We start from the raw sequence: 25,097 nt of genomic DNA on the forward strand, positions 1-25,097 counted from the left end.
GCCGGATCAGGCGCCCAGGAACCGGGCGCACATCTCGCCGATCATGTACGACGGTGCGTTCGTGTTGCCGCCGGTGATCGAGGGCATGATCGACGCATCGGCCACGCGCAGGCCCTCGATGCCGATCACCCGCAGCTCCGGATCGACCACCGCACGCTCATCGGTGCCCATCCGGCACGTGCCCACCGGGTGGTACACCGAGTGCACGCGGTTGGGTAGCTCGCGTCGCAGCGCCGCATCGTCCTTGAGCGCCGCACCGGGCGTGAACTCCTCGCTCACCTTGCCGCGCACGGCGGGATGGTTCATCACCTCGCGGACCATGCCGATGCCCTCCATCAGCACCTCGGTGTCCTGCGGATCGCTGAGGTAGGCCGGGTCGATCAGCGGCGCGTCGAGCGGATCGGCGGAGTTCAAGCGCAGTTCGCCGCGGCTTTTCGGGTAGATGAGCGTGGGCAGGATCGTCAGGCCGGGGCGCGGATCGACCATGTGCAGCTTGTCGGCGTCCTGATTCGGGACCGGGTAGTTCCACGGGAGACAGTGGATCTGCAGATCGGGGATGTCCTTGGCGAAGGAGGTCCGGACAAAGCCGACCGCGTCGAAGACGGTGCGCGCCATCCACGTGGTGCCGGGCTTACGGACCTCCGCCGCAAGACCCTTCGCGAAGTAGGCGGGGGTGCCCTTGTTGACGGCGTCCTTCATCAGGAAGGTGGTGGGCACGAACAGGTGATCGTGCAGGTTCTGCCCCACGGGCAGGTCGACCTGGACGTCGATCCCCTTCTCGCGCAGGTGCGCCGCCGGTCCGACACCCGAGAGCATCAGGATCTGCGGGGTGCCGATCACGCCCGCCGAAACGATCACCTCGCGGTTGGCGCGGATGGTGTGCACGCCCCTGCCCTCGAGCACCTCGACGCCGGTGGCCCGGCCGTTCTCGATCACCACGCGCTTGACGTGCGCGTTCACGTGCACCCGCAGGTTGGGGCGCGCGGTGCGCAGGTAGCCCTGCGCGGAGCTGTAGCGAGTGCCGCCCGCGGCGCTCTCCTGGAAGACGCTCACGCCCTCCTGGGAGGGACCGTTGTAGTCCTCGATCCGCGGCGTGTTGAGCGTGCCGGACAGTGCCTCCATGTACGACTTCGTGGCCTCGGTGAGGTCCCGCTGGCGGGTGACCTCGATGGGGCCGCCGCTGCCGCGCAGGTCGCTGGCACCGTCCTCCCAGTTCTCCAGCCGCTTGAACGCGGGCAGCACGCCCTCGTAGTCCCAGCCCTTGGCCCCCTCGTCGGCCCAGGAGTCGTAGTTCGCCCGGTTGCCGCGCACGAAGAGCATGCCGTTGATCGAGCTGGACCCGCCGAGGATCTTGCCGCGGGTCATGGGGATCGTGCGGTCGTTGGCGAACTTCTGCGGTACCGAGTTCTGCTTCCACGCCACCCGCGCCTTCATCTGCGGCACGGTGTGCACCATGGTGATCATGCCGGGCACCTGCGTCATCCGGGTGTTGTCGGCCCGCCCGGCCTCCAGCAGCGCGACGGTGGCACCGGTGTCGGCGAGCCGCCCCGCCACCACCGAGCCGGCGCTGCCCGAGCCGACCACGATGTAATCGACCGTCTCGGAGTTCGACAGCGGGACCGTGGCGGTCTTGTACAGCTTGCGGATCATGCGGGGTTCCTTCCGGCGAGAATTGCGCCCAGGGCGCGGAGATGTGCGGTGGCCCCGCCGAGCGCGAACTCGGCGCGCTTGGCGGCCACGAAGTAGCGGTGGGTGGGGTGCTCGGTGTCGATGCCGACGCCGCCGTGCACGTGGACGGTGGTGTGCGCCACCCGGTGTCCGGCCTCGGCCGCCCAGAACTTGGCGGTCGCGATCTCGGCGGCGGCGTCCAACCCCTCGGCTTCACGCCAGGCCGCCTCCAGTGCCGTCAGGCGCACCGCCTCCACGTCGATGTAGGCATCGGCCAGGCGCTGCCGCACGGCCTGGAACGAGCCGATCTGCTTACCGAACTGCTCACGGGTACGGGCGTATTCGGCGGTGAGTTCCAGGGCGCGCTCGGTGACCCCGGCCTGCCAGGCGCACCATCCGATGGTGGCCAGGCGTCGTGCGCGGGCCGGAGCGTCCTGGCCGACCAGCCGGGCGTCCCGGGGGACCGGCGCGGCCGCGGCCTCGACGAGGGCGGTGTCGGTGCCGTTCACCACGTGTTGGCGGGTCACGCTGATGCCCTGGGCATCCCGGGGGACGAGGAACAGGGCGGGCCCGTCCGGCGTATCGGCCTCGATCAGCAGGGTGTCGGCGAAGGCGGCGGACGAGACGGCGGTCTGCGCGCCGTTGAGCCGCCAGCCGTCGCCCGCGACCGTCGCCACGAAGCCGGTGTGGTCGTCGCCGAAGACGGCGGCAACGGTATCCGTGCCGCGCAGGACGGGGAGCGCCCACTGCTCGATCTGGGCGGGTGTGCCGTACTCGACGATCGTCTCGGCGCCCACCAGGATCGAGTCGAGGTAGGGCGCGGGGGCCACGGTGCGGCCCAGTTCGGTGAGGACCGCGGCGTGCGCGGTGATGCCGAGCGCGCCGCCGCCGATCGACGCGGGCAACGCCGCATCGAGGATGCCCGACCGGGCGAGCACGGCCCACAGGTCGCGGTCGAGCCCCGAATCGCCGGGGTGCGGATTCTTCGCGGCCCAGTCCTCGGTGATCCGCCGGGTGAGTGCGGCGAGATCGGCCTGCGCCTCGGGAACGGTGAAGTCCATGCGATGCCTCTTTCGCGTCTCAGCGGCTCACGGGCAGGTGGAGTCCGGCGCCGGCGATCAGATCGCGCTGGACCTCGTTGGTGCCGCCGCCGAAGGTGAGGATCAGCGAGCTGCGGTGCAGCCGCTCGATCCGGCCCCGGAGCAGCGTGCCGGGCGATTTCGCGCGGATGATGCCGGCGCTGCCGAGCACCTCCATCAGCAGGCGATAGCCCTCGGTGGCGTACTCGGTGCCGAAGACCTTGGTCGCGGAGGCGTCGGCCGGACCGAGCTCGCTGTGATCGGCCGCCCATGCGATCTTCCAGTTCCGCAGCTTGAGGTACTGCGCGTGCGCGTACACCCGGGCCAGATGCGTCTGGACCCACTCCGCGTCGATCACCCGCGAACCGTCGGCCAGCTTGGTGTTCTGCGCCCAGTGCCGCACCTGACGCTCGGAGTCGAGCAGCGGCGCCGCCGAGGTGAGGGCCACCCGCTCGTGATTGAGCTGGTTGGTGATCAGTTTCCAGCCGCCGTGCAGCTCGCCCACCAGCGAGGTCGCGGGGACGCGCACGTCCTCGTAGTAGGTGGCCGAGGTCCCGGGGCCGGCCACGGTGTGCACCTTGGTCCAGGAGAAGCCGTCCGAGCCGGTGGGCACGATGAGGATCGACAGGCCCTTGTGCCGGGTCGCCTCGGGGTCGGTGCGGGCGGCCAGCCAGATGTAATCGGCGTACTCGATGAGCGAGGTCCACATCTTCTGGCCGTTGATCACGTAGTCGTCGCCGTCGCGCACCGCGCGGGTGCGCAGAGCGGCGAGGTCGGTGCCGGCCTCGGGTTCGGAGTAGCCGATGGAGAAGTGGGTCTCGCCCGCGGCGATGCCGGGCAGCAGCTGCGCCTTCTGCTCATCGGTGCCTCCGGCCATGATGGCCGGGCCCACGGTGTTCACGGTGAGGAAGGGCACCGGCACGCCGGCGATCGCGGCCTCGTCGGTGAAGATCAGTTGGTCGAGCATCGGGCGGTTCTGCCCGCCGTACTCCTCGGGCCAGCCGATCGCGAGCCAGCCGTCGTGGCCGAGTTTGCGCGTGATCTCCTTGTAGACCTCGCCGTCGCCGTATTCTCCCGAGGGGCCGCCGATGATGGCCTCGCGCCGTTCGGGCGTCATGAGCTGCTCGAAGTAGGCGCGGAGCGTGGCGCGCAACTCCCGCTGCTCCGGGGTGTGGTCGATCCGCATGGCGCCACTGTAGAACAAGTTCTAGAAAAGTGAAGCGAATCGGCGCCCATACCGGTAATTTCCCAGGTGTGAACGATCGCGGATCGTTCGATGGAACACGTTCTCATGGGAAGGGTGGCGCGATGACGCAGGGCGCACTGGCGAACCTCGACGGCAAGGTGGCGATCGTGACCGGCGCGGGCGCCGGACTCGGCCGGGCGGAGGCCCTGGCCCTGGCCCGTGGCGGCGCCGCGGTGGTGGTCGGCGATGTGGCACCGGCCGCGAAGGACGTGGTCGAACAGATCCGGGCCGAGGGCGGCCGCGCGGAACTCGTGCTCGGCGATTCGGGCGACAGGGAGACCGCCGATGCGTTGATGGCGGCGGCCGAGGGCCTCGGCGGGCTGCACATCGTGGTCAACAACGCCGGATTCTGCCGCGACAAGATGATCTTCTCCATGTCCGACGAGGAGTTCGATTCGGTGGTCCGCGTGCACCTGCGCGGCCACTTCCTGCTCTCCCGCAACGCCTCCGCGTACTGGCGCGATGCGGCGAAGGCCTCGGGCGGCGAGGTCTACGGCCGGGTGATCAACACCTCGTCGGAGGCCTTCCTGTTCGGCTCCGTGGGGCAGCCGAACTACGCCGCGGCGAAGGCCGGCATCGCGGCGCTCACCATCGCCACCGCCCGCGGTCTCGGCCGGTACGGGGTGCGCGCCAACGCGATCTGCCCGCGCGCCCGGACGGCCATGACCGAGGGCGTCTTCGGCGACGCGCCCGACGGCACCGTCGACCCGCTCTCGGTGGATCACGTCGCCCGGTTCGTGCGCTTCCTCGCCGGTCCGGAGGCGGAGAAGATCAACGGCCAGGTGTTCGTGGTGCACGGCGGCATGGTGGCGCTGATGGCGCCGCCCAGCCTGGAGCAGCGATTCGACGCCGCATCGGGTCAGTGGGACGAGGCCGATCTCGCGGCCGCCGTGGGCGGCTACTTCGCGGACCGCGACGACCGCATGTTCGTCGCCGCACAGCTGGAAGGGTGATCGTGATGGCGCGACTACAGGGGAAGCGGGCGCTGGTCACGGGCGCCGCACGGGGTCAGGGCGCCGCCGTGGTGCGTCGCTTCGTGGCCGAGGGTGCGCAGGTGCTGTTCGGTGACGTGCTCGACGAGCAAGGTGCGGCCCTCGCCGACGAGCTCGGCCCCGCCGCGGTGTACCGGCATCTCGATGTGACCAGCGAGGACGACTGGGCCTCCGCGGTTTCCGCGGTGCAGGAGTCCTTCGGCGGCCTCGACATCCTGGTGAACAACGCGGGCGTGCTGCTCTTCTCGGCCCTGGAGCAGACCGCGCTGGCCGACTACGAGCGCGTGATCCGGATCAACCAGTTCGGCTGCTTCCTCGGCATGCGCGCCGCGGTCGAGCCGATGAAGGCCGCCGGCGGCGGATCGATCGTGAACACCTCCTCGGTCGAGGGGCTCGGCGGCATGCCGTACCTGACCGCGTACACCGCCAGCAAGTTCGCGATCCGCGGAATGACCAAGTCCGCCGCGATGGAACTGGGCCAGTACGGAATCCGCGTCAACTCCGTGCACCCCGGGATGATCGACACCGCGATGGTGGCCGATGCGCTGGGTGGCAACGAGCCGCCCACCGATTGGCTCAAGCAGCGCCTGCCGATCGGCCGGCAGGGCACCGCCGACGAGATCGCCTCGCTCGTACTGTTCCTCGCCTCCGATGAGAGCAGCTACAGCACGGGCGCCGAGTTCGTCGCCGACGGTGGCGCCACCGCGACGCACGCACTGAAGCTGTAAATGCCTTCGGCTGCAGCGATCCGCGCGGTCGTCGAGGCCTCGCCGGCCGCCGTCGCCGCGCACGACAAGGCCGCCTGGACGGCGTTGTTCGCCCCGGACGGGCAGGTGCACGACCCGGTGGGCTCACGCCCGCAGACCACGTCTGAGGCGATCAGCCGGTTCTACGACATGTTCATCGCGCCGAACCGGATCGTCTTCGACGTGGAGCACGATGTGATCGACGGGGGCACCATGATCCGCGATCTCACCGTGCACACCACCATGAGCACCGGTGTCACCCTGCACATCCCGATGCACCTGCGCTACACCGTGGTCGGTGAGGGGGACACCGCGCGGATCGCGGGGTTGTACGCGCACTGGGAGCTGCGCGGAATGATCGCGCAACTGCTGCGTTCGGGACCGCGTGGTCTGGCGGCGGGAACCATCCTGGGGCCGAGGCTCTTCCGCACTCTCGGTGTGCAGGCGGCGGCCGGTTTCCTCGCGGGACTGCGCGGCGTCGGGTCGGCGGGCCGTCGTCGCGCCGTCGAGCTATTGCGTGCGCAAGGGCTCCGAACCGGCAAGGCCCTCGCCGCCGGACCGATGGTCACCGTCACCGTCTTCGACGGCACCCGGCGCGGCCTCGCCCTCGTCGACTTCACCCCCACCACCCCTACCGCCGCCGGGTCCCCCGCCATCAGGCTCCACTTCCCGACTTAACGTCGTTAGCCCACACCCCGTCCTGGGGAAACACCTGCATCGATTGCTAGTGACTAGGCGGTAGCTCGGCCGTCGCGCTCCGCCATCGCGGCGCGGACCCGCCGGATCAACACGTCCGGACGATGCGCGAGCGGTCCGGCGGTCACGATGATCAACCGCCACCCGTCGGCCTGCAGGGCGTTCCACTTCTCCGCGTCGTGCGCATGCTGCTGCGCGGAGCGGTGATGCGCGCCGTCGTACTCCACCGCCACCTTGAGCTCCGGATCAGCGAGGTCGAGGTAGTAGGCACCGTCGAACACCGGCACCTGCGGGACCATCGTGACCAGGCCGACGCGGTGAAGAGTGAGGCGCGCGAAGGACTCCCACGGTGATTCGGCCCGCTCGTCCGCCTCGTCGAGCACGGCCCGCACCCGAGTCCCGCGCCACCACTCGCGCCGGTCGAGCTCGCGCTCGATCGCGGCGCGCGTGGTCATCGCCGGGCGCCGGACCCACGCCGGCCGGGTGGCCGTGGCCGGACGCCCGTGCACGCGCAGGCACTGATCTATGGCCGCGATCGCCTCATCCCCGGGGGTGTATCGCGCCAGGTCGATGGCGGTCCGGACGGCGGACGTGTACCGCAGCGCACCGTCGACCACGATCTCGGAGGGTTCCAGCGCGGCCATCCGGCAGATGACGCCGCGCCGCCGGATCTGCCGCGGCCCCATCACCTCGACGAGCGTCCGGGAGCCGGCCATCGTGTGCCCGTGCAGCCGGGCCGCGGACCAGCCGCACAGCGTGGACTCGGGGTACAGCCGCAGCATCGCGGTGGCGAGATGACCGATGTCGGGCTGCACGCCGCGCCGCACCCGGACGCCGCCGGTGACGCAGCGGTGACTCCGCTCGACCGCGTAGCGTCCCTCGGCGGCGATCAGGTCCCGCGACAGGAACACCTCGCGCTCGAATTCCTCCATACCCATTGGACGCACCGGCGCCGGATTCGGCTCCGAACCGGACTTGGTTGCACTTCGGGTAGCTGTTCTCCCAGGACGAGATGTGGGCTAACGACGTTAAGTCGGGACAGGGGTGGGGCGGGCCGGGGGTTACGACGGGGCGGCGGAGGCCACGCGGGAGAGGGTGAGGGCTGCGGCGCGGACGGCGGGGGCCACCCGCTCCGGGCGCATGCGGTTGCTCCAGCCGGCCACGGAGACGGCGGCGACCGGGGCACCGTCGGCGTCGAGGATCGGACAGGCCACGCAGACCGTCCCGTTCCCGGACTCCTCGCGTTCGTAGGCCACCCCCTCTTCGCGGATCCGCTGCAGCTGCCGGCGCAGGATCACGGGGGAGGTGATGGTGCGGGTGCTCAGGCGGGGCAGGCCGGTGGCGAGCACCGGCGCGAGGGCCTGCTCGCCGGCGAAGGCCAGGATCGCCTTCCCCACGCCGGTGGCGTGCGCGGGCATGCGGCCGCCCACCCGGGAGGCCAGATCGGGAGCGTCCGGACCGGGCAGTACCTCGAAGTAGACGACCTCGGTGCCCTCCATCCGTGCCATGTGGACGGTGTTGCGGGTGGCGGATCGCAGGTCGGCGAGCACCGGTCGCGCGGCATCGACGAGATCGCGGTGCCCGGTCGCGAGCTGGCCGATCTCGAACAATCGAAGTCCCAGTCGCAGTGATGTTCCCGAGCGTTCGAGTAGGCCCGCGTCCACCAGGTTCCCGGTCAGACGGTGCGCGGTCGACTTCGGTAGACCCGTGCGGCGGGCCAGCTCGGACACCCCGAGTGCACCGTCGCCCGGGCGATAGGCGGCGAGCAGCGCGGCGACGCGCGCGACCACCGCACCGTCGTTCCGCTCAGCGGGACACATGCATTGAGTGTGGCAGCCACCGCACCGCATCGTGGGGGTTATGACGGAGAAGGTGACCGCGGCCATCGTCGGCCCGGGGAACATCGGCACGGACCTGCTGGCCAAGCTACGGCGCAGCGAGCACGTGGACGTGAAGTACATGGTGGGCGTGGACCCGGAATCGGACGGCCTCAAGCGGGCCGCCGAACTGGGACTGCAGACCTCGGCGGAGGGCGTCGATTGGCTGCTCGCGCAGCCGGAACCGCCGCGCATCGTCTTCGAGGCGACCTCGGCGAAGGCGCATCTGACGAACGCGCCGCGGTACGCCGAGGCCGGGATCGTGGCGGTCGACCTGACGCCGGCGGCGGTGGGGCCGCTGACCTGCCCGGTGGTGAACCTCGAGGACAAGATCGACGCCCCGAACGTCAACATGATCACCTGTGGTGGGCAGGCCACCATCCCGATCGTGCACGCCGTCAGCCGGATCACGCCGGTGAGCTACGCGGAGATCGTCGCCTCGGTCTCCTCCCGGTCCGCCGGACCCGGCACCCGTGCCAACATCGACGAGTTCACCGAGACCACGGCGCGGGCCATCGAAGAGGTCGGTGGCGCCGCCAAGGGCAAGGCAATCATCATCATCAACCCTGTCGAGCCGCCGATGATCATGCGGGACACGGTGTTCTGTGCCATCGACCCCGATGCCGATCGGGACGCGATCACCGCCTCGATCGAGCAGATGGTGGCCGATGTGCAGGTGTACGTGCCCGGATACACCCTCAAGGCGCCGCCGCAGTACGACGAGCCCCGACCCGGCTGGGAGGGCAAGGCGCGCGTCGCCGTGTTCCTGGAGGTCGCGGGCAACGGCGACTACCTGCCCACCTACGCGGGCAACCTCGACATCATGACCGCGGCCGCCGCGCGCGCGGGCGAACTCATCGCGCAGCGAATCCTGAACGGAGTGAACGCATGACCGGGATCAACGGCGCCCTGTGGAGCGACCCGAACCGCGACGTGCGCATCGTCGACACCTCGCTGCGGGATGGCAGCCACGCGATGGCCCACCAGTTCACCGAGCAGAACGTGCGCGACACCGTGCGCGCGCTCGACGATGCGGGTGTCTCGCTCATCGAGGTCACGCACGGCGACGGCCTGGGCGGGTCGACCTTCAACTACGGCTTCTCGCTGGTCGACGAGCGCAAGCTGATCGCCGCCGCCGTGGACGAAGCGCAGCAGGCGAAGATCGCCGTGCTCATGCTCCCCGGCCTCGGCACCGTCGAGGACATCCGGGTCGCGGCCGATCTCGGGGCGGGCGCGCTGCGCATCGCCACCCATTGCACCGAAGCCGATGTCTCGATCCAGCACTTCGGCGCCGCACGGGATCTGGGACTGGAGACCGTGGGCTTCCTCATGCTCTCGCACATGTCCACGCCCGAGGCGCTGGCGAAGCAGGCCCGGATCATGGCCGATGCCGGCTGCCAGTGCGTGTACGTGGTCGATTCCGCCGGGGCACTGATCCTGGAGGATGCGGGCGAGCGCGTGGCCGCACTCGTCGCCGAGCTCGGCGAGGACGCGCAGGTGGGCTATCACGGGCATCAGAACCTGAGCTTCGGCGTGGCCAACTCGGTGCTCGCCTACCGCGCAGGGGCCAAGCAGATCGACGGCTCGCTCCTGGCGCTCGGTGCGGGCGCGGGGAACTCGCCCACCGAGGTGCTGGCGGCGACCTTCGAGCGGCTCGGAGTACGCACCGGCACCGATAAGGACGCCCTGATGGCGGCCGCGGAGGACGTGGTGAAGCCGTACATCACGCGCCTGCCGGTGATGGACCGCAGCTCGATCGTCCAGGGCTATGCCGGGGTGTACTCCAGTTTCCTGCTGCACGCCGAGCGGGCGGCGGACCGGTACGGCGTTCCCGCGCACGAGATCCTGTACGAGTGCGGTCGCCGCGGCTACGTGGGCGGCCAGGAGGACATGATCATCGCGATCGCGGTCGAGATGTCCGCGGCGCAGAAGGTCTAAACGCCTACCCCGGACACGACTTAACAGCGTTAGCCCACACGGCGTCCTGAGGAGACGTCTGCTGCTAACGCTGTTAAGTCAGTACGGTGTCAGTCTTCGAGGCGGATCGCCTGCGTGGGGCACTGACTGATCGCGTACTCCACGTCTTCCTTGTCCGCGTCGGTGAGGCCCTCGTCGGTGGCTTCGGCGAAGCCCTCGTCGTTGACCTCGAAGATGTCGGGCCGGATCCCTTCGCACACACCGAAACCCGTGCAGGCATCGCCGATGATGATCTTCATGAGGTTCTCCTTCGGGTGTTACGGGGCGAGGACGGCGGTCACGGAGCCGAGCGGCCCCATATCGGCGACGACGGTGTCGCCCGGTCGGACGGATTCGGCCCGCGTCATCGATCCGGGCAGGACGACGTGGCCGGGTTCGAGCGTGGTCCCCAGCGGTCCGACGGTGTTCGCGAGCCACACCAGGGCGTTGATGGGGGAGCCGAGGACGGCGCCACCGGTACCGGTGCCCACCTGGTTGTTGCTGATCCAGAAGGTGCAGCCCACCTCACGCAGATCGAGGGCGTCGATGCGGGTGGGCTTGCTGCCGAGGACGACCCCGCCGGACGAGGCGTTGTCGGCCACCGTGTCGACGATCGAGATGTTCCAGTCGCGGATCCGCGAATCGACCACCTCCAGTGCCGGGACCACGTAGTCGATGGCGCGGATCGCATCCGCGACGGTCACGCCGGGGCCGCGCAGCTCGCGCCCCAGGATGAAGCCGATCTCCGGTTCGATCCGCGGCTGCAGCCACCCCGACGCGTCGATCGGAAGGTGTTCGAGGTGGAACATCGACGCCGTCAGGTGGCCGAAGTCGGGCTCGAAGACGTTCATCTGACGCTGCATCGCCAGCGAGGCCAGGCCCACCTTGTGGCCCTTGACCGCGTCGCCCGCGGCTTCCCAGCGGCGCACCTGCTCCTGCTGGATCCGGTAGGCGTCGGTGATGGTGGCCTCCGGGAACGTGCCGATGATCGGCTCGATCGGGGTTCCGGTGGTGTACGCGCCCAGCAGGGCGTCGGCCGCTGCGGAGACGGCGGATTCATCCATGCCCCGATGGTAGAACACGTTCCATTGCTGCGCGGCGAAACCGCTCGCTACCGATGGGTAGCTAGCAGTGTGTGCAGGCGAATCGCCTGGTGGCGGTGTGGGCTAACAACGTTAAGTCAGAGGGGGTCAGTCGCGGGGGAGGCCGAGGAGGCGTTCGGCGGCCACGTTGCGGAGGATCTGGGAGGTGCCGCCGGCGATGGAGAGGCAGCGGGTGAGGAGGAATTCGTAGCGCTCATCCTCAGGATCCTCGGGGCCGGCGAGGGCACCGTCGGGACCCAGGCAGAGGAGCCAGGCCTCCGCGACCGCCTGACGGTGCTGCACGCCCACCAACTTGCGCACGCTCGACGCCGGGCCCGGGTCCTGTCCGCCGACGCTGGCGATCACGGCACGCAGATCGAGCAGGGCGCACGAGGCGGCCTCGGTGATCAGGCCGCCGAGCTCGGCATCGTCGATCTCGGGGCGGTCGATCAGTGCCTCCAGCCGGGCGCCGAGGCCGCTGCCGCTCATCGCCACTCGCTCGTTGGCGAGCGTGGTGCGCGCCAGCCGCCAGCCGCCGTTCACCTGCCCGACGACGCACTCGTCGGGCACGAAGACCTCCTCCAGGAAGACCTCGTTGAACCGCTCGTCGCCGGTGATCTCGCGCAACGGCCGGATCTCGATCCCGGGGGAGCGCATATCGACCAGGAAGTAGGTGATGCCCTTGTGTTTCGGAGCCTCGGCATCGGTGCGAGCCAGGCAGATCGCCCAATCGGCGGCGTGTGCCAGCGAGGTCCACACCTTCTGCCCGGTGAGCAGCCAGCCGCCCTCGGTGCGGACGGCACGCGTGCGCAGCGCCGCCAGATCGGATCCGGCCTCCGGCTCGCTGAACAGCTGGCACCAGGTGATCTCGCCCAGCAGCGTGGGCCACACGAAGCGCTCCGCCTGCTCCGGGGTGCCGTGTTCCAGCACCGTGGGCGCGGCCCACGCCCCGATCACCAGCGGCGGCCGCTCGACCCCCGCGGCATCGAGCGCCGCGTCCAGCACGATCTGCTCCGCCGGACCCGCGCCGCGGCCGTAGGGCGGCGCCCAATGCGGCACCAGCAGACCGGATTCGGCCAGGGCGCGGCGACGTTCGCCCTCGGGAAGCGCGGCGATCGCCTGCGCCTGCGCGGCGGCACCCGCGTGGTCGCCCTCCACCGCGTAGTCGTAGGTGCGGCGCACCCCGCGGCGCGCGAGTTCGGCGGCCCGGCGCCGCAGACCGTCGGTGCCGCCGAGCAATTGGCGCAGGGCCACGGCGCGCCGCAGGTACAGGTGCGCGTCGTGCTCCCAGGTGAAGCCGATGCCACCGAGCACCTGGATCGCGTCCTTGGCGTTCGCGACCGCGGCGTCCACCGCCCCCGCCGCCGCGACCGCGGCGGCCAGTTCGTGCTCGGCACCGGTTCCGGCACTACGCGCCGCGTCCCAGGCCAGCGCGGCGGCCTGCTCCGCGCGACACAGCATGTCGGCCGTGATCTGCTTGATCGCCTGGAAGGAACCGATCGGCTTGCCGAACTGCACGCGCACCTTCGCGTACTCGGCGGCGGTGCGCAGGGCCCACGACGCCACGGCCGACGCCTCCGCGGCCGCGAAGGTGCCGAACCAGGCGCGCGCGGACTCCGCGGTGAGCCCGGGAACCTCCGTATCCTGCGCGAAGACCGGCTCCTGCAGGCGGATCCGGCCCAGGGGCCGCGAGGCGTCCAACGCCTCCTGCGGTTCGACGACGACGCCGGGATGCCCCGGGGGCAGCAGGTGCCAGGTGCCGGACGGGGACGCCACCAGCAGGTGCGATCCGGGGGTCGCATCGACGGCGAGGGCCCCGTCGCCACCGAGCACCAGCGCCGCGCGCGCCTCGCCCGCCGCCAGGGACTCACGTACCGCCGCCAGCCGGTCGGTGCCGCGGAGCAGGTCCTCCAGCAGGGCCGCCACCGTGACGGTCCCCGAGACGGGCCCCGGCGCGAGCGCCAGCGTGGCCGCCTCGACCGCCGCGGCCGCGTCCTCGGCGGTTCCGCCCATGCCGCCGAGCTCCTCCGCCAGCGTGATGCCGAAGACGCCGATCTCGGCGAGCCCGCGCCAGACCTTCTCGGCGGCGCCGGAATCACCCGACCGAACCGCGTCGATCGGATGGGCGCGCTCGGCCCAATCCCGGATCGAATCGGACAGCGCGAGCTGGACATCGGTGACGGCGAGGGCCACGGTTCTCCTTCGGCCCGCGGATCAGCGGGGCTTGGTGGGGGAGGGCGACGGTGCGGGCGAGGACGGTGCCGGCTTCCCGGAGGGCTTCGGCGACGCCGCGACGGAAGGCGAGCCGGACGGTGCCGCGGACGGCCGGGCCGAGGGCTGCGGTGCGCCGCCCGCCGGTGCCAGCCGCAGCGTGACACCGTCGCGGCCGCGCACCGATCCCAAAGCGGTGTCGAGCAACTGGCCCGCGTTGATCGTCGACAGCGGCTCCGCGATGGCACGAGCCGAGGGCAGCACGAGCTCCGAGAGGTACTTCACGCTGGGCGCGGCATCGTCCTCGAACTTCTGGATCACCTTGAACAGCTCCAGCATGCCGTCCTTGATCACGTTGGGGTAGTCGCCCTCCATGATGTACGACACAGCGAACGGAGCCATCTCGCCGTAGCCCTTGCCGAAGGTGCGCAGCGGGGCGTCGAGCGAGAGCAGCAGCGGCCCGATCTGATCGGCGCGCGGCGTGATCGAGTTGAAGGACTTGAGGATGTCCCCGATATCGGGGAGCTGCCGCAGGATCGCGGTGGCGGTGAGGACCGCGCCGGCATCGATGGTGGGCACCGTCTGCTGCTGTTCCGGCAGCGCCGCATCGGCCCGCTTGAGGAGTCGCTGCACCGTGCCCGGATCGAGCTGGCTCATCAAGCGCGACAGCGAACTCGACAGGGCGCCGATGGTGGAGTCCGAGGTGTCCACGATCCCGGCCAGCCGCGCACCGTCGGGCAGCGGCGGACCGTCGCCCTTCGACAGCGTCAGGTAGGTCTCGCCCAGGCCGGAGAGGTTCTGGACCCGCACCCTCGCACCGGCGTTGATCCGGGTGTCCTTGGCGTAGCGCACCTCCACCTCGACCCGATCGGCGTCCACGCGCAGCGCCTTCACGGTGCCCACCTCGACACCGCGGTCGAGCACTCGCGAGCCCTCCATGAGCCCGTTCGCGTCGGTCAGCTGGATGTAGGCGGTGCGCTGTCCGGACGGCGAGAGCCACTGCACGCCCTGCTGTCCCAGCAGCAGCACCGAGACCACGACCAGAGCCACCAGCCCCAGGGCCGAGGCGAGACCCGAGCGCGTCATCGTGCCTGTCCGATCATCCGCAGGAGTTTCACCGCGGACGGCGAGAGGTCCTCGCCGCTCGCGCTGCGCACGGACTCCACCTTCACGGTGGGCTTGGCGACGAACGGGGCGAGGTTCTTGTTCACCAGGATCGAGCCGCCGTGGATGGCGGTACCCAGCGAGACCATATCGGCGGTGAGCAGTTCGAACAGGTCCGATGACGAGTTCATCAGCGGGATCAGCCAGTACCCCTGTTGCAGCATGCCGCCGACGGCGGGGAGCAGCACGCCGATGTTGGACATCAGCTTACCCTGGTTCTTCCAGTACTTCATGTTGTACGGGCTGAGCGTGTACTTGAAGTTGGCCTCCTGCTTGGCGGTGCGGTCCGCCATCTCGGACACCGAATCGAGGAGACGGTTCACCTCGGCGGTCGACGCGCCGATACCCGTCACATCACGGCTGAGCTGGTTGGAGAGCTGCTCGAACTGCGGGCGCTCCTTGGGCAGTGAGGTGTTCAGCTTCGTGATGGTGCGGCTGATGTCCTGCACCGAACCGCTGCCGAAGTAGTCGGCGAGAATCGTCAGGGTGCTCTCCACCGATCGCGGCGGACTCGTCTGTGCGAGGGGAAGCGTGGCCCCGGCGCGCAGCTGAGTGGAGCTGGGCGAGGGCTTCTCGGGCGCCTCGAGCCGCACGTAGGCCTCACCGAGCAGGGTGTCCTGCAGCACCGAGGCGTGGATGTCGGACGGGAGCGCGACGGTCTTGTCCACGCGGGTGGTGACCGTGGCCGCGGACTCCCCGAGCGAGACCGCTTTGACCCGCCCCACGGTGAGCCCGCCCAGCGCGAGCCGCGCGCCCACCGGGAGGTTCAGGACGTCGGCGAACTCCATCTTCAACTCGTACTGATCACCGTCGGACAGCGGATTGCGCAGGTCCATGTTCGCCGGGCTCACCGTGCACCCCGTGAGGGTGGCGGCGGCGACCACCGCGAGGGTGGCCGATACCGGACGCGGTAGCCACCGCACCGTTCGCCTCATCATCGACCTCCCTGGAGGGGCAGCTGGAGCAGGTTGACGGTGGCCACCTGGGCGGAGCCGCCGGCCACCGAGCACGCGCCCGGGACCTCGGCATTGACGCGGGCGCACAGGGCCGCCGGATCGCGCGTGGCGACCGTGGTGACGGGCACGCCCGCCACGGTGGTCTCGGCACCGTCGCCCCGGGGCAGGTAGGGCGCGATCTGGGACCCGAATACCGGGAGCATCTTCGCGAGCGCCTCGTTCGAGCGCACCGATGTGGCCGCCAGCTTCACGGCATCGGCGGCGAGCGTGCCACCGGGCCGCAGGATCGCGCCGTAGCGGCGCATCGCATCGTCACCGACCAGGAAGAAGACGGGCAGCGTCTGGAAGATCTCGGAGACCGCGGGGAAGGTGACGCGACCGTACTGATCCATCACGTTGGCCGCGTGCTGCAGCGTGAGCAGCATCTCGCCCCACTGCGCGTCGAAGCTCTGCATGAGCGGCCGCACGTTGCTGACCACCGTGGTCACGTCCCCGAGGAAACCGGCGGGATCGCTGAGCAGCGTCGACAGGTTGGTGAGGCTGCGGGCGGCCTGCGGCGGAACGCTGGGGCCGACCTCCTTGTCGAGCGTGGTGAGCAGCTTCCCGAGATCTGCCGAGGCGCCGCCCTCGGTGACCGAATCCACGAGGCGGGTCGCCGATTCCGTGGTCTCGGAGATCGACTTCGGGGTGGCGGTGTTGTTCCGGCCGATGCAGTTCTCGGAGCCGAGGGTGGGACCGGTGGAGTAGTTGCCCACGAGTTCGAGGGTGCGGTCGGCCAGGATCGAGGTGGCCCGGGTGACGGCCTTGACCGACGCCGGCAGCGTGCGTCCGGACACGTCGAAGGTGACCTTCACGCCGTCGGCCTGCGGTTCGACCGTGCGGACCGAGCCGATCTTCACGCCCATCTGCGTGACGTCGTTGTCCGGATACAGACCGATGCCGTCGGCGAGGAAGGCGCACAGCGTGCTCGACGAGGCCGCCTGTGCGGTCCCGGTGCCCACCGGGACCGCCGTCAGCGCGAGCGTGCCGACGACCGTGAGCAGGCCGATCTTCCCGGGCCGCATCAGCAGCTCACCGTCGCGGTGGGGAAGCACAGCTTGCTGGCGAGGACGGTGTCGGGCGACATCGGCTTGCCCTGCTTCTCCAGCCCCTTCTGCATGGTGTCGATCGACTTCTGCAGCTCGCCGATCATGGCGGGGATGGTGACGTTCGTGGTCTTCAGCGCGGATTCGATGGTGGTGAAGGCGTTCCCGAGCTGCTCGCGGTACTTCCAGTACAGATCGAGGAAGGGCTTGATCTTGCCGAACATGCCCGCCAGGCCCACATAGGCGAGCCCGAAGTTGGCGGCGGTCTGGTCCAGCGTGACGATCGCGAGGGAGGCCTTGCGGATCATCGTCATGATGGTCTCCCGCTGATCGGCGAAGCCGGTGGCGTACTGGGTGCTCACGTTGATGATGCGGCCCACCTGATCACGCTGTTCGGTGAGCTGCCCGACCAGTGAGTTCACGCCCTCGACGATGTTGTCGACGGAGCCGGGGTTGGCGTCGAGGCCGGTGCTCAGCGCCTTGATCGACGTTGCGAGCTGGGTACGGTCGATGGGCACCAGCTTCTCGGGGACGTCCTGCAGCAGATCGCCGATGCTGTACGGCAGGCTCACCCGGGAGCTCGGAATCGGCTTGTCGCCCAACGCGGCCTTGCCCGCCGAGGTGACGGCCACGTAGAAGCCGCCGGCCACGGTGAGCATGCGGACCGCGACCGAGGTCTGATCGCCCACGAAGACCCCGTCGTCGATGCGCGCCGTGACCCGGACGGAATCGCGTTCGAGCTCAACGGACTTGACCGATCCGATCCGGACGCCCGAGGCGCGTACCTCCACGCCCGCCTTGATCAGCGCGGCGTCCTGCGTGGTGAACGAGAGCTCCTTCTGGCCGGGCGGGCGCACGTACACGTACGCGAGCCCGGCGGTGATGAGCAGCGCGATCGTGACCGCGACGGCACCGATCTTGGTGGTGCGGGTCATGAGCCCCCGGAACGGGGGACGGCCGGTGAAGATCATTTCAGGCACACCGTCACATTCGTGCCGCCGAGCAGCACCGTGGTCGACTTCGGGAGCTGGGCCTCGCCCTTGGAGCAGGTGGTGGGCGGGGTGCCGAGGAGCGCGGCCACGCCGGTGAACAGGCCCGGCAGTTTGCTCATCGCCTGGACCGCCGCCTGCGGGTCCTTGAACGCGGTGGTGAACAGGCGCTCCACATCGAGCTCCTTGGACAGTCCGAGCGCCGTGAGCGTGCGGTTCGTCGCGGCGCCGAAACCCGGTCCGTAGGTGGCGGTCCGGCGGAACTCGTCGAGGTTCTCGAGCACCTTCGTCAGCAGCAGATCGAAGTTGGTGACGAACTCCACCACCTGCGGCGAGTAGTCGTTGATCATGTTCGCCACGCGGGTCACGTTGTCGATCAGCGTCTTGATCACCACCTGCCGGTCGGCGAGGTTCGCGGTGATCTTGTCGATGGCGCCGAAGGTCTGCGCGGCGGTGGTGTCGTCGCCCTGCAGCAGGCCGAGCAGATTGCGGGTCAGCTCGTTCACATCGTCCGGGCTCAGCGTGCGCAGCACCGGGGCGAGACCGTTGAACAGCGTGGTGATGTCGAACGACGGCGTGGTCCGCGACATCGGGATCGACGTGGTGGGGATGCCGCCACCCGAGGTTCCGGGCTCCACCTCGATGAAGCGTTCACCGGTGAGGTTGCGGTACTTGACGGCCACGCGCGTGGTGGAGGTGACCGGATGCTGGTTCTGCGCGGTGAACCCGACCACGGCCTCGTTGCCGGTGTCGGTGCCGCGCACGTCGACCGATGTGACCTTGCCGATGAGCACGCCGCGCAGCCGCACATCGCTGCCCACCCGCAGGCCGGAGGCGTCGGACAGGTGGGCCTCGTAGCCGCGGGTGTCGCCGTCCACCGGATTGCGCAGCGCGGCGAAGATGCCCGCCGAGACGAGCAGGGTGATCACCAGGGCGACCGCGAGCCAGATCGCGGCGCGAGTGTTCTTGGTGCGCATGGCTCAGCGACCCCCCGTCGACAGGACCGAGGCGGCGGCCGGGAAGCGGTCGGCGACGACGTTCATGCGCAGCGCGGTGCCCTCCGGGACGGTGACGAAGGCCGAGTTGAGGCCCGAGATCATGGGGATCACCTGGCGCGGGATGCTCACGGTGCGCATCACCTTGGTGGTGGCGTCCATGATCACCTGCAGCAGGACGGTTCCCGGCTTGAAATCCGCCTCGTGCGAGCCGAACATGTCGGCCAGCGGGGTGAAGAAGCCGGTGCCGAGCAGGGTGGTGGTGGCATCGACCTTGTCGTAGGAGTTCACGACGAAGTCGAGCGTGCCGGCCTTCTCACCGCCGCGCAGCTGCGGGACGAACCAGCCCTCGAAGGCCGCCTCGATGATGCCCGGCACCCCGTCGACCGTGGTGCGCACGGTGCGCAGGGTGGTGCCGATCGGCACCTGCGTCGACAGCGCGTTCTGCCGCTCGACGGCGAAGGCCACTTCCAGCAGCGGGGTGATCGCCTGGGTGTACTTGGTGGCCTTCTTGGTGACGTCGATGAGCTGCGGTGTCATCACACCGCCCACCGATATCGAGCTGCGGGTGAGCAGATCGGAGATGGTGTCGTTGCTCGACGGGGGCCGCAGGGTGGCGCCGCTGCGCAGCGCCGTGCCACCGCCGCGCGGCAGGAGCGCCATCTCGGTGACGCCGAAGTAGTTGCCGGGCTGGTACCGCACGGCGAGCGCGTCGGTGAGGCCGCGGATGCCGCCCTGGTCGAGCCGGATCGCCACCCGGGCCTGGCCGGGCCGGGGGATCTCGACGGCCTTGACCTCGCCGACCGGCACCCCGCGCAGGGTGACCCGGGTACCGGCCTTCACGCCGGGACCCACATCGGCCGATTCGACGGTGAGCGCCAGCCGATCATCGGAATCCGGGATCCGGGAGGAGATCACGGCCACGAGCACGCCGATCAACGCCACCGCCACCGCGGCCGCGCCCAGCGTGACGAAGATCTTCTGCTGGCGCTGCAGGGTTCCTCCGAGCAGTTCGTACATCGGTCCCCCTATCCCTTGAAGATGATCGTGGGAGTGACGCCCCACATCACGATGGTCAGAATGAAGTCCAGGGTCAGCACCGTCACCAGGCTGGCGCGCACTGCGCGACCGCTGGCCAGGCCCACGCCCTCCGGGCCGCCCTTGGCGAAATAGCCGTAGTAGCAGTGGATGATGGTGACCGCGGCGCAGAAGACGACGGCCTTCACCGTGGAGAGCAGGATGTCGCCCGGGCTGAGGAACTGCTCGAAGTAGTGGTTGTAGGTGCCCTGCGCCTGGCCGTGGAAGACCACCACGATCAGCTTGCAGGTGAGGAACGCCAGCAGCAGCGTGAGCAGGTAGGCCGGGATCACCACCACGATGCCGGCGATGAGGCGGGTGCTCACCACGTAGGGGATCGAGCGGATGCCGAGTGCCTCGACGGCGTCGATCTCCTCGGCGATGCGCATCGAGCCGATCTGCGCCGTCATGCGGCAGCCGGCCTGGGCGGCGAAGCCGATGCCGGCGGAGATGGGGATCATCTCCCGGATGTTCGCCAGGCCGCCGATGACGCCGGTGAGCGGCCCGAAGCCGATCAGGTTCAGGCCCGCGTAGGCCTCGATCGCCACGGCGGCGCCGCTGGCCGCGCCGAGGATCACCATCATCACCACGACGCCGCCGTCGACGATCACCGAACCGCGGCCCCAAGCGAGAGTCTTGAGCACACTGGAGGTTTCGCCGCGGTACTTCCGCAGCGCGACGGGCACCAGGTAGATCGACTGCGCGACGAACAGGACGGCTTCGCCGATCCGGGCGACCGCGGTGACGGGCTTCGAGGCTGAGGCGGTGGTCATCACGCCACCTGACTCGGGAAGAACATGGTCTGGATCTGGGTGAGTCCCAGGAAGGACAGGAAGATCAGCGTGATCGACAGCACCACTGAGGAGTTCACGCCGTCGGCCACGCCGCGCGGACCGCCGCTGGCCTCCAGGCCGCGCAGGCCCGCGACCAGTCCGACGATCATGGCGCCGGTCTCGGACTTGAGTACCGCGAAGGCGAGATCGGACGGTGCTGAGAAGGCGCCGAACGACGACCAGAAGCCGCCCGAGCTGAGCCCGAACTGCCACACGGAGACGGTGAGCGCGATGAGCATCGCGACGGCGACGATCGCGACCAGCAGCATCGGCGCGATGATCATCAGCGCGAGCATGCGGGGCGCGATCAGGCGGGCGATCGGATCGACGCCCATGACCTGCATCGCCTGCAGTTCCTCACGGACCGTGCGCGAGCCGAGGTCGGCGGCGATGGCGGAGGCGCAGACACCGCCGAGCAGGACACCCGTGGCGAGCGGGGCACCCTGCCGGATGATGCCGATGCCGCTGGCTGCGCCGACCAGGGAGTTGGCGCCGACCGTGTCGACCAGTGCGCCCACCTGCACCGAGACGACGGCGCCGAAGGGGATCGCGACCAGGATGGCGGGCAGCGTGGTGACGCGCAGCAGGGTGACGGCCTGGGTGATGGTCTCACCGACTGCGAAGTTCCCCTTGACGATGCCGCGCACCGTCCACACGATGATCGACCGGGCCAGCAGGACCGACCGGCCGATGGTCGCCAGGCTGCGGGTGAAGATCGCCGCGAACTGGTACAGCCGGTACAGCGCCGCGGCCCTCACGCCACGTCTCCGAACTCCAGCATCGCGCTCCTCTTCCGCTAGGTGCGAACGGAGCGTAGCAAGCGGGCGGCAAAACTAGTACGTGTTTCAGTTGTTTACCGGGTGACCTGCGATGACAGGGTGTCTTTCTCAGTCTTTTATCAGCAAATTGACCGCGACACCCAGGCGCTTTTGCACCTCCGAAGCCGAGGCCCGATGGGTGACCCAGGCGACCAGATTGGCCATCCAGACGTCCGCGATCAGGTGGAAGGTGTCGCGCTGTTCGTCGGTCGGGTTCTCGACGCCGAGTGCGTGCGCGAACATCCCCTCCAGCAGTCGTCCGACCCGCTCCACCTCGGCCGCGGCGGTGGCATCCGCGAACATGAAGGCGCGCACCATCGCTTCGGTGAGCAGCGGTGCCCGCTGCAGGGCCTGAGTGTTGCGGTCGAGCACGAACATCAGGCGCTCGGCGTTGGTGTCGCCCGGCACCGTCGCCTTGCCGATCCGGTCGCCCGCGCGCTCGAACTGGCTCACCAGGCCGGCGACCAGCAGGTGCACCTTCGACGGGAAGTAGCGGTACAGGGTGCCCAGGGCCACATCGGCCTTCTTGGCCACGGCACGCATCTGCACGGCGTCGTAGCCGCCCTTGCGGGCCAGGGCGAGCGTGGCGTCGATGATCCGCTTGCGACGCTCCCGCTGGCCGGCGGTGTCCAGTTCGTCGCGGGCGGGCGCGGCGGGGGCTACCGGAGCGGCGGCGGTTGTGCCTTCGGGCGGCATGGAGGGTCACCTCTGTTTCGATCGACGTGGCTCCGAGCGGCCTGATCGAGGCGCCCGGAGGTTTTGACAATTGAAACAGGTTATCGTTGGATACCTGTGGTTTCCGGCCCCTATTCGACGAAAATCACACTCCCGGCTGCTCCCGGCGGGCGTATCCGGCCTCCACCCCGACCTTGGACGACTCCCACCACGACCGGTGCGCCGCGTACCACTCGACGGTCGCCGCGAGACCGCCGGCGAAATCGGCGTGTGCGGGCTCCCACCCCAGGTCGCGGCGGATCTTCGAGGAGTCGATCGCGTACCGCAGATCGTGTCCGGCGCGGTCGGGCACCACATCGAAGTCGTCCGCCGGGCGTCCCATCACCTCGAGGATCATCGCCAGCACGTCCCGGTTGGACCGCTCACCGTCGGCCCCGATCAGATAGGTCTCGCCGATCGCGCCCCGGTCGAGGATCGCCCACACCGCATCGTTGTGGTCGTCCACGTGGATCCAGTCGCGCACGTTCACGCCCGTGCCGTACAGCTTGGGCCGCACCCCGCTGAGGACGTTGGTGATCTGTCGCGGGATGAACTTCTCCACGTGCTGGTACGGCCCGTAGTTGTTGGAGCAGTTCGAGATCGTGGCCCGCACCCCGAAGCTGCGCACCCAGGCCCGCACCAGGTGATCCGATGAGGCCTTCGACGCCGAGTACGGGCTCGACGGGCGGTACGGGGTGTCCTCGGTGAACCGCTCCGGGGTGTCCAGCGGCAGATCGCCGAAGACCTCGTCGGTGGAGATGTGGTGCAGCCGCACATCGTGCCGGCGCACCGCGTCCAACAGGACCGCGGTACCGCGGATGTTGGTGTCCAGGAAGGGCCACGGATCGGACAGGGAGTTGTCGTTGTGGGTATCGGCTGCGAAGTTGACCACCGCGTCCGCGCCCGCCACCAGCTCGTCGACCACCGCCGGATCGGTGATCGATCCCTTGACGAAGTCGACGGAACCGCGCACCTCGTCGAGCGAGGACTCGTTGGCCGCGTAGGTCAGGGCGTCGAGCACGGTGATCGCCGCATCGGGACGGGTGGCGACGGTGCGCCGCACGAAGTTCGCGCCGATGAAACCGGCGCCGCCGGTGACCACGATGTTCATGCGACCAGGGTAGTGCGGCTGCAACGTCCGGTCCGCGCAGGCTATCCGTGAACGGCGGCCCGGCTGCGCGCCGCGCGGTCGGCCAGCAGGGTGCGTTCCCCGGCGTTGCGGGTGCGCTCCGCCGCCTCGTCGAACCGTGCGGCGGCCTCGGCATGGCGTCCGGCGCGTTCCAGCAGATCGCCGCGCACGCTCGGGATCAGCGGGGAATCGCCCAGCGCCGCCGGATCGACGGCGTCGAGCACGGCGAGCCCGGCGTCCGGACCGAAGGCCCGGCCGTGCGCCACCGCCCGGTTGACCTCCACCACCGGACCGGGTGCGGCCTGCGCCAGCGCGTCGTACAGGCGTGCGATGCGGGGCCAGTCGGTCTCGGCGGGAGACGCGGCGCGCGCGTGCTGTGCCGCGATCGCGGCCTGCAGGTAGTAGCGGCCCACCGGCCGCCCGGCGCGCGCGAGCTCCTCGGCGCGGGCCAGCGCCCCGAGGCCGCGGCGGATCAGCAGCCGGTCCCAGCGCGCCCGGTCCTGATCGTCGAGCAGTACCGGCCGGCCGGCCGTGTCGACCCGCGCGTCCAGGCGCGAGCCCTGCAGCTCGACGAGGGCCTGCAGGCCGTGGGTCTCCGGCTCGTCGGGGGCCAGGCCGGCCAGCATCCGGGCCAGGCGGATCGCCTCGCGGGCGAGCTCGGGACGCATCCAGTCGTCGCCCGCCGTCGCGGCGTAGCCCTCGTTGAAGATCAGGTAGATCACGGCCATCACATCGTCGAGGCGGCGCTCGCGTTCGGCGCCCGTCGGGAGTTCGAACTCCGCGCGGGCGGTGGTGAGGGTCTTCTTCGCCCGGGAGATCCGCTGCCCCATGGTCGATTCCGAGACCAGGAAGCCGCGGGCGATCTCGCCGGTGGTCAGGCCGCCCACCACGCGCAGGGTGAGGGCGGCGCGGGACTCGGGGGTGAGCGAGGGATGGCAGGACAGGAAGATCAGGCGCAGCGCATCGTCCTCGATGAAATCCACCTGGGCGTCGAGGTCGGGCATGCCGTCCTCCTCCCGCAGGTCACGGCCGAGCTCCTCGGTCTTGCGGCGCAGGGTCTCCGCGCGGCGGATGTGATCGATACCGCGGCGCTTGGCGGTGGTCATCAGCCAGGCCGCGGGATTGGTCGGCACACCGGCGGTGGGCCACTGTTCGAGCGCGGCGACGAGCGCGTCCTGCGCGAGGTCCTCGGCGAGCTGGATGCTGCGCGTCATCCGGGTGAGCGCGCCCACGAGGCGGACCGATTCGGCCCGCCAAGTGGCGGTGATCGCTTCGGCGGTGGTCCCGGCTGGCACGAACACCAGCCTAGGACCACCACCGGTGCGTCAGGCGTCGGACGGCGTGGGCTGCTCGTCGGAGATCTGACGGAGCGTGGCCACCATGGACACCTCCGGCCAGTACTTCGCGTGCAGGTCGGCGAAGTCCTGCTGTCCGGCGATCGCCTCCTCGACGGTGTCGTACTGCAGCAGCGCCCACCCGCCGACGACCTCCTTGGCCTCGGCGTAGGGGCCGTCGACCCGGGTGACCTCGCCCTGGCGGACCACGAAGTTCACCGCGTCCTCGGTGCCGTACAAGCCACCGCCGTCCAGGAAGACGCCCTTGGCGGCCTGCTCGCCGATGTAGGCGTCCATCGCATCGAACAACGCCTGCGGCGGCGTTCCGACCGCGGCGCCCTCTTCCATCCGTACCAGTCCCATGAAACGTGGCATATCGATCAGTCCTTCTGTGAGCGGTTTCTTGCACTGTCGCACGGACGTCGAACGAGGGACCGCCACTTCGACATC

At 69.8% G+C, this 25,097-nt stretch carries 25 protein-coding genes; 5 read left to right on the forward strand and 20 right to left on the reverse strand.

Translation table 11 applies throughout. The features are described 5' to 3' along the window. Positions 1 to 6: 6 nt before the first annotated feature. From TTY48_RS11390 to TTY48_RS11400, 3 genes are read right to left on the reverse strand one after another with little or no spacing between them, the layout of a single operon-like run. Positions 7 to 1,650: a GMC family oxidoreductase gene (locus TTY48_RS11390; protein ID WP_220657595.1), complete on the reverse strand. Its 1,644-nt coding sequence runs from the start codon at positions 1,648 to 1,650 to the stop codon at positions 7 to 9. Continuing rightward, positions 1,647 to 2,729, reverse strand: coding sequence for an acyl-CoA dehydrogenase family protein (locus TTY48_RS11395; protein ID WP_220657596.1), 1,083 nt, complete (start codon positions 2,727 to 2,729; stop codon positions 1,647 to 1,649). The genes TTY48_RS11390 and TTY48_RS11395 overlap by 4 nt, the downstream gene beginning before the upstream one ends. 19 nt (positions 2,730 to 2,748) lie before the next feature. Further along, positions 2,749 to 3,933, reverse strand: a complete 1,185-nt coding sequence (locus TTY48_RS11400; protein ID WP_220657597.1) for an acyl-CoA dehydrogenase family protein — start codon at positions 3,931 to 3,933, stop codon at positions 2,749 to 2,751. 122 nt (positions 3,934 to 4,055) lie between these two features. Between TTY48_RS11400 and TTY48_RS11405 the strand changes: the two genes are divergently transcribed. From TTY48_RS11405 to TTY48_RS11415, 3 genes are read left to right on the forward strand one after another with little or no spacing between them, the layout of a single operon-like run. After that, positions 4,056 to 4,946 (forward strand): 3-oxoacyl-ACP reductase, encoded by an 891-nt coding sequence (locus tag TTY48_RS11405; RefSeq protein WP_220657598.1) that lies wholly within the window; start codon positions 4,056 to 4,058, stop codon positions 4,944 to 4,946. Positions 4,947 to 4,951: 5 nt separating this feature from the next. Further along, positions 4,952 to 5,713 (forward strand): glucose 1-dehydrogenase, encoded by a 762-nt coding sequence (locus TTY48_RS11410; RefSeq protein ID WP_220657599.1) that lies wholly within the window; start codon positions 4,952 to 4,954, stop codon positions 5,711 to 5,713. Further along, positions 5,714 to 6,409 carry a nuclear transport factor 2 family protein gene (locus TTY48_RS11415; protein WP_220657600.1) on the forward strand — a complete coding sequence of 232 codons (696 nt, stop codon included), beginning with the start codon at positions 5,714 to 5,716 and terminating at the stop codon, positions 6,407 to 6,409. Between the two features lie 53 nt (positions 6,410 to 6,462). Here the strand turns inward: TTY48_RS11415 and TTY48_RS11420 are convergent, their stop codons facing one another. Beyond that, positions 6,463 to 7,359, reverse strand: a complete 897-nt coding sequence (locus tag TTY48_RS11420) for a DUF559 domain-containing protein (protein ID WP_220657601.1) — start codon at positions 7,357 to 7,359, stop codon at positions 6,463 to 6,465. A gap of 129 nt (positions 7,360 to 7,488) precedes the next feature. Next, on the reverse strand, positions 7,489 to 8,247 hold the full coding sequence (locus tag TTY48_RS11425; RefSeq protein ID WP_255585638.1) for an IclR family transcriptional regulator: 759 nt from the start codon (positions 8,245 to 8,247) through the stop codon (positions 7,489 to 7,491). A 40-nt stretch (positions 8,248 to 8,287) separates the two neighbouring features. On the opposite strand from TTY48_RS11425, the gene TTY48_RS11430 reads away from it, so the two are divergent. Beyond that, complete coding sequence (locus tag TTY48_RS11430) at positions 8,288 to 9,196, forward strand: acetaldehyde dehydrogenase (acetylating) (protein WP_220657603.1); 909 nt, start codon at positions 8,288 to 8,290, stop codon at positions 9,194 to 9,196. Then, positions 9,193 to 10,242 carry a 4-hydroxy-2-oxovalerate aldolase gene (gene dmpG / locus TTY48_RS11435; protein WP_220657604.1) on the forward strand — a complete coding sequence of 350 codons (1,050 nt, stop codon included), beginning with the start codon at positions 9,193 to 9,195 and terminating at the stop codon, positions 10,240 to 10,242. Before TTY48_RS11430 ends, dmpG begins: the two co-directional genes overlap by 4 nt. A gap of 89 nt (positions 10,243 to 10,331) precedes the next feature. Here the strand turns inward: dmpG and TTY48_RS11440 are convergent, their stop codons facing one another. The 15 genes from TTY48_RS11440 to TTY48_RS11510 form a co-directional block, all read right to left on the reverse strand. Continuing rightward, positions 10,332 to 10,520, reverse strand: a complete 189-nt coding sequence (locus TTY48_RS11440) for a ferredoxin (RefSeq protein WP_220657605.1) — start codon at positions 10,518 to 10,520, stop codon at positions 10,332 to 10,334. Between the two features lie 18 nt (positions 10,521 to 10,538). Next, the gene (locus TTY48_RS11445) at positions 10,539 to 11,324 is read right to left on the reverse strand and encodes a 2-keto-4-pentenoate hydratase (RefSeq protein WP_220657606.1); all 786 of its coding nucleotides are present in this window, start codon (positions 11,322 to 11,324) and stop codon (positions 10,539 to 10,541) included. A 126-nt stretch (positions 11,325 to 11,450) separates the two neighbouring features. Further along, complete coding sequence (locus TTY48_RS11450) at positions 11,451 to 13,535, reverse strand: acyl-CoA dehydrogenase (RefSeq protein ID WP_220657607.1); 2,085 nt, start codon at positions 13,533 to 13,535, stop codon at positions 11,451 to 11,453. Positions 13,536 to 13,556: 21 nt separating this feature from the next. After that, positions 13,557 to 14,639, reverse strand: coding sequence for an MlaD family protein (locus TTY48_RS11455; RefSeq protein ID WP_220657608.1), 1,083 nt, complete (start codon positions 14,637 to 14,639; stop codon positions 13,557 to 13,559). Then, complete coding sequence (locus TTY48_RS11460; RefSeq protein ID WP_220657609.1) at positions 14,636 to 15,655, reverse strand: MlaD family protein; 1,020 nt, start codon at positions 15,653 to 15,655, stop codon at positions 14,636 to 14,638. Before TTY48_RS11460 ends, TTY48_RS11455 begins: the two co-directional genes overlap by 4 nt. Then, positions 15,652 to 16,767: an MlaD family protein gene (locus tag TTY48_RS11465; RefSeq protein WP_220657610.1), complete on the reverse strand. Its 1,116-nt coding sequence runs from the start codon at positions 16,765 to 16,767 to the stop codon at positions 15,652 to 15,654. The genes TTY48_RS11460 and TTY48_RS11465 overlap by 4 nt, the downstream gene beginning before the upstream one ends. Then, a complete protein-coding gene (locus tag TTY48_RS11470) occupies positions 16,737 to 17,729 on the reverse strand; it encodes an MlaD family protein (protein ID WP_255585751.1) in 993 nt (330 codons plus the stop codon). Before TTY48_RS11470 ends, TTY48_RS11465 begins: the two co-directional genes overlap by 31 nt. Then, positions 17,726 to 18,724 (reverse strand): MlaD family protein, encoded by a 999-nt coding sequence (locus TTY48_RS11475; protein ID WP_220657612.1) that lies wholly within the window; start codon positions 18,722 to 18,724, stop codon positions 17,726 to 17,728. Before TTY48_RS11475 ends, TTY48_RS11470 begins: the two co-directional genes overlap by 4 nt. A 3-nt stretch (positions 18,725 to 18,727) precedes the next feature. After that, on the reverse strand, positions 18,728 to 19,762 hold the full coding sequence (locus TTY48_RS11480; RefSeq protein ID WP_220657613.1) for an MlaD family protein: 1,035 nt from the start codon (positions 19,760 to 19,762) through the stop codon (positions 18,728 to 18,730). Positions 19,763 to 19,770: 8 nt separating this feature from the next. Then, positions 19,771 to 20,592, reverse strand: coding sequence for an ABC transporter permease (locus tag TTY48_RS11485; RefSeq protein WP_220657614.1), 822 nt, complete (start codon positions 20,590 to 20,592; stop codon positions 19,771 to 19,773). Beyond that, positions 20,592 to 21,410 carry an ABC transporter permease gene (locus TTY48_RS11490; protein WP_220657615.1) on the reverse strand — a complete coding sequence of 273 codons (819 nt, stop codon included), beginning with the start codon at positions 21,408 to 21,410 and terminating at the stop codon, positions 20,592 to 20,594. Before TTY48_RS11490 ends, TTY48_RS11485 begins: the two co-directional genes overlap by 1 nt. A 129-nt stretch (positions 21,411 to 21,539) precedes the next feature. After that, positions 21,540 to 22,166 carry a cholesterol catabolism transcriptional regulator KstR gene (gene kstR, locus TTY48_RS11495; protein ID WP_220657616.1) on the reverse strand — a complete coding sequence of 209 codons (627 nt, stop codon included), beginning with the start codon at positions 22,164 to 22,166 and terminating at the stop codon, positions 21,540 to 21,542. Positions 22,167 to 22,290: 124 nt separating this feature from the next. After that, positions 22,291 to 23,295, reverse strand: coding sequence for a dTDP-glucose 4,6-dehydratase (rfbB, locus tag TTY48_RS11500; RefSeq protein ID WP_220657617.1), 1,005 nt, complete (start codon positions 23,293 to 23,295; stop codon positions 22,291 to 22,293). Positions 23,296 to 23,336: 41 nt separating this feature from the next. Next, a complete protein-coding gene (locus TTY48_RS11505; protein ID WP_255585639.1) occupies positions 23,337 to 24,608 on the reverse strand; it encodes an RNA polymerase sigma factor in 1,272 nt (423 codons plus the stop codon). Between the two features lie 30 nt (positions 24,609 to 24,638). After that, positions 24,639 to 25,010 (reverse strand): YciI family protein, encoded by a 372-nt coding sequence (locus TTY48_RS11510; protein WP_255585640.1) that lies wholly within the window; start codon positions 25,008 to 25,010, stop codon positions 24,639 to 24,641. Positions 25,011 to 25,097: the final 87 nt, after the last annotated feature.

The organism is Tsukamurella sp. TY48, from assembly GCF_019656655.1.
Classification (GTDB): Bacteria; Actinomycetota; Actinomycetes; order Mycobacteriales; family Mycobacteriaceae; genus Tsukamurella; species Tsukamurella strandjordii.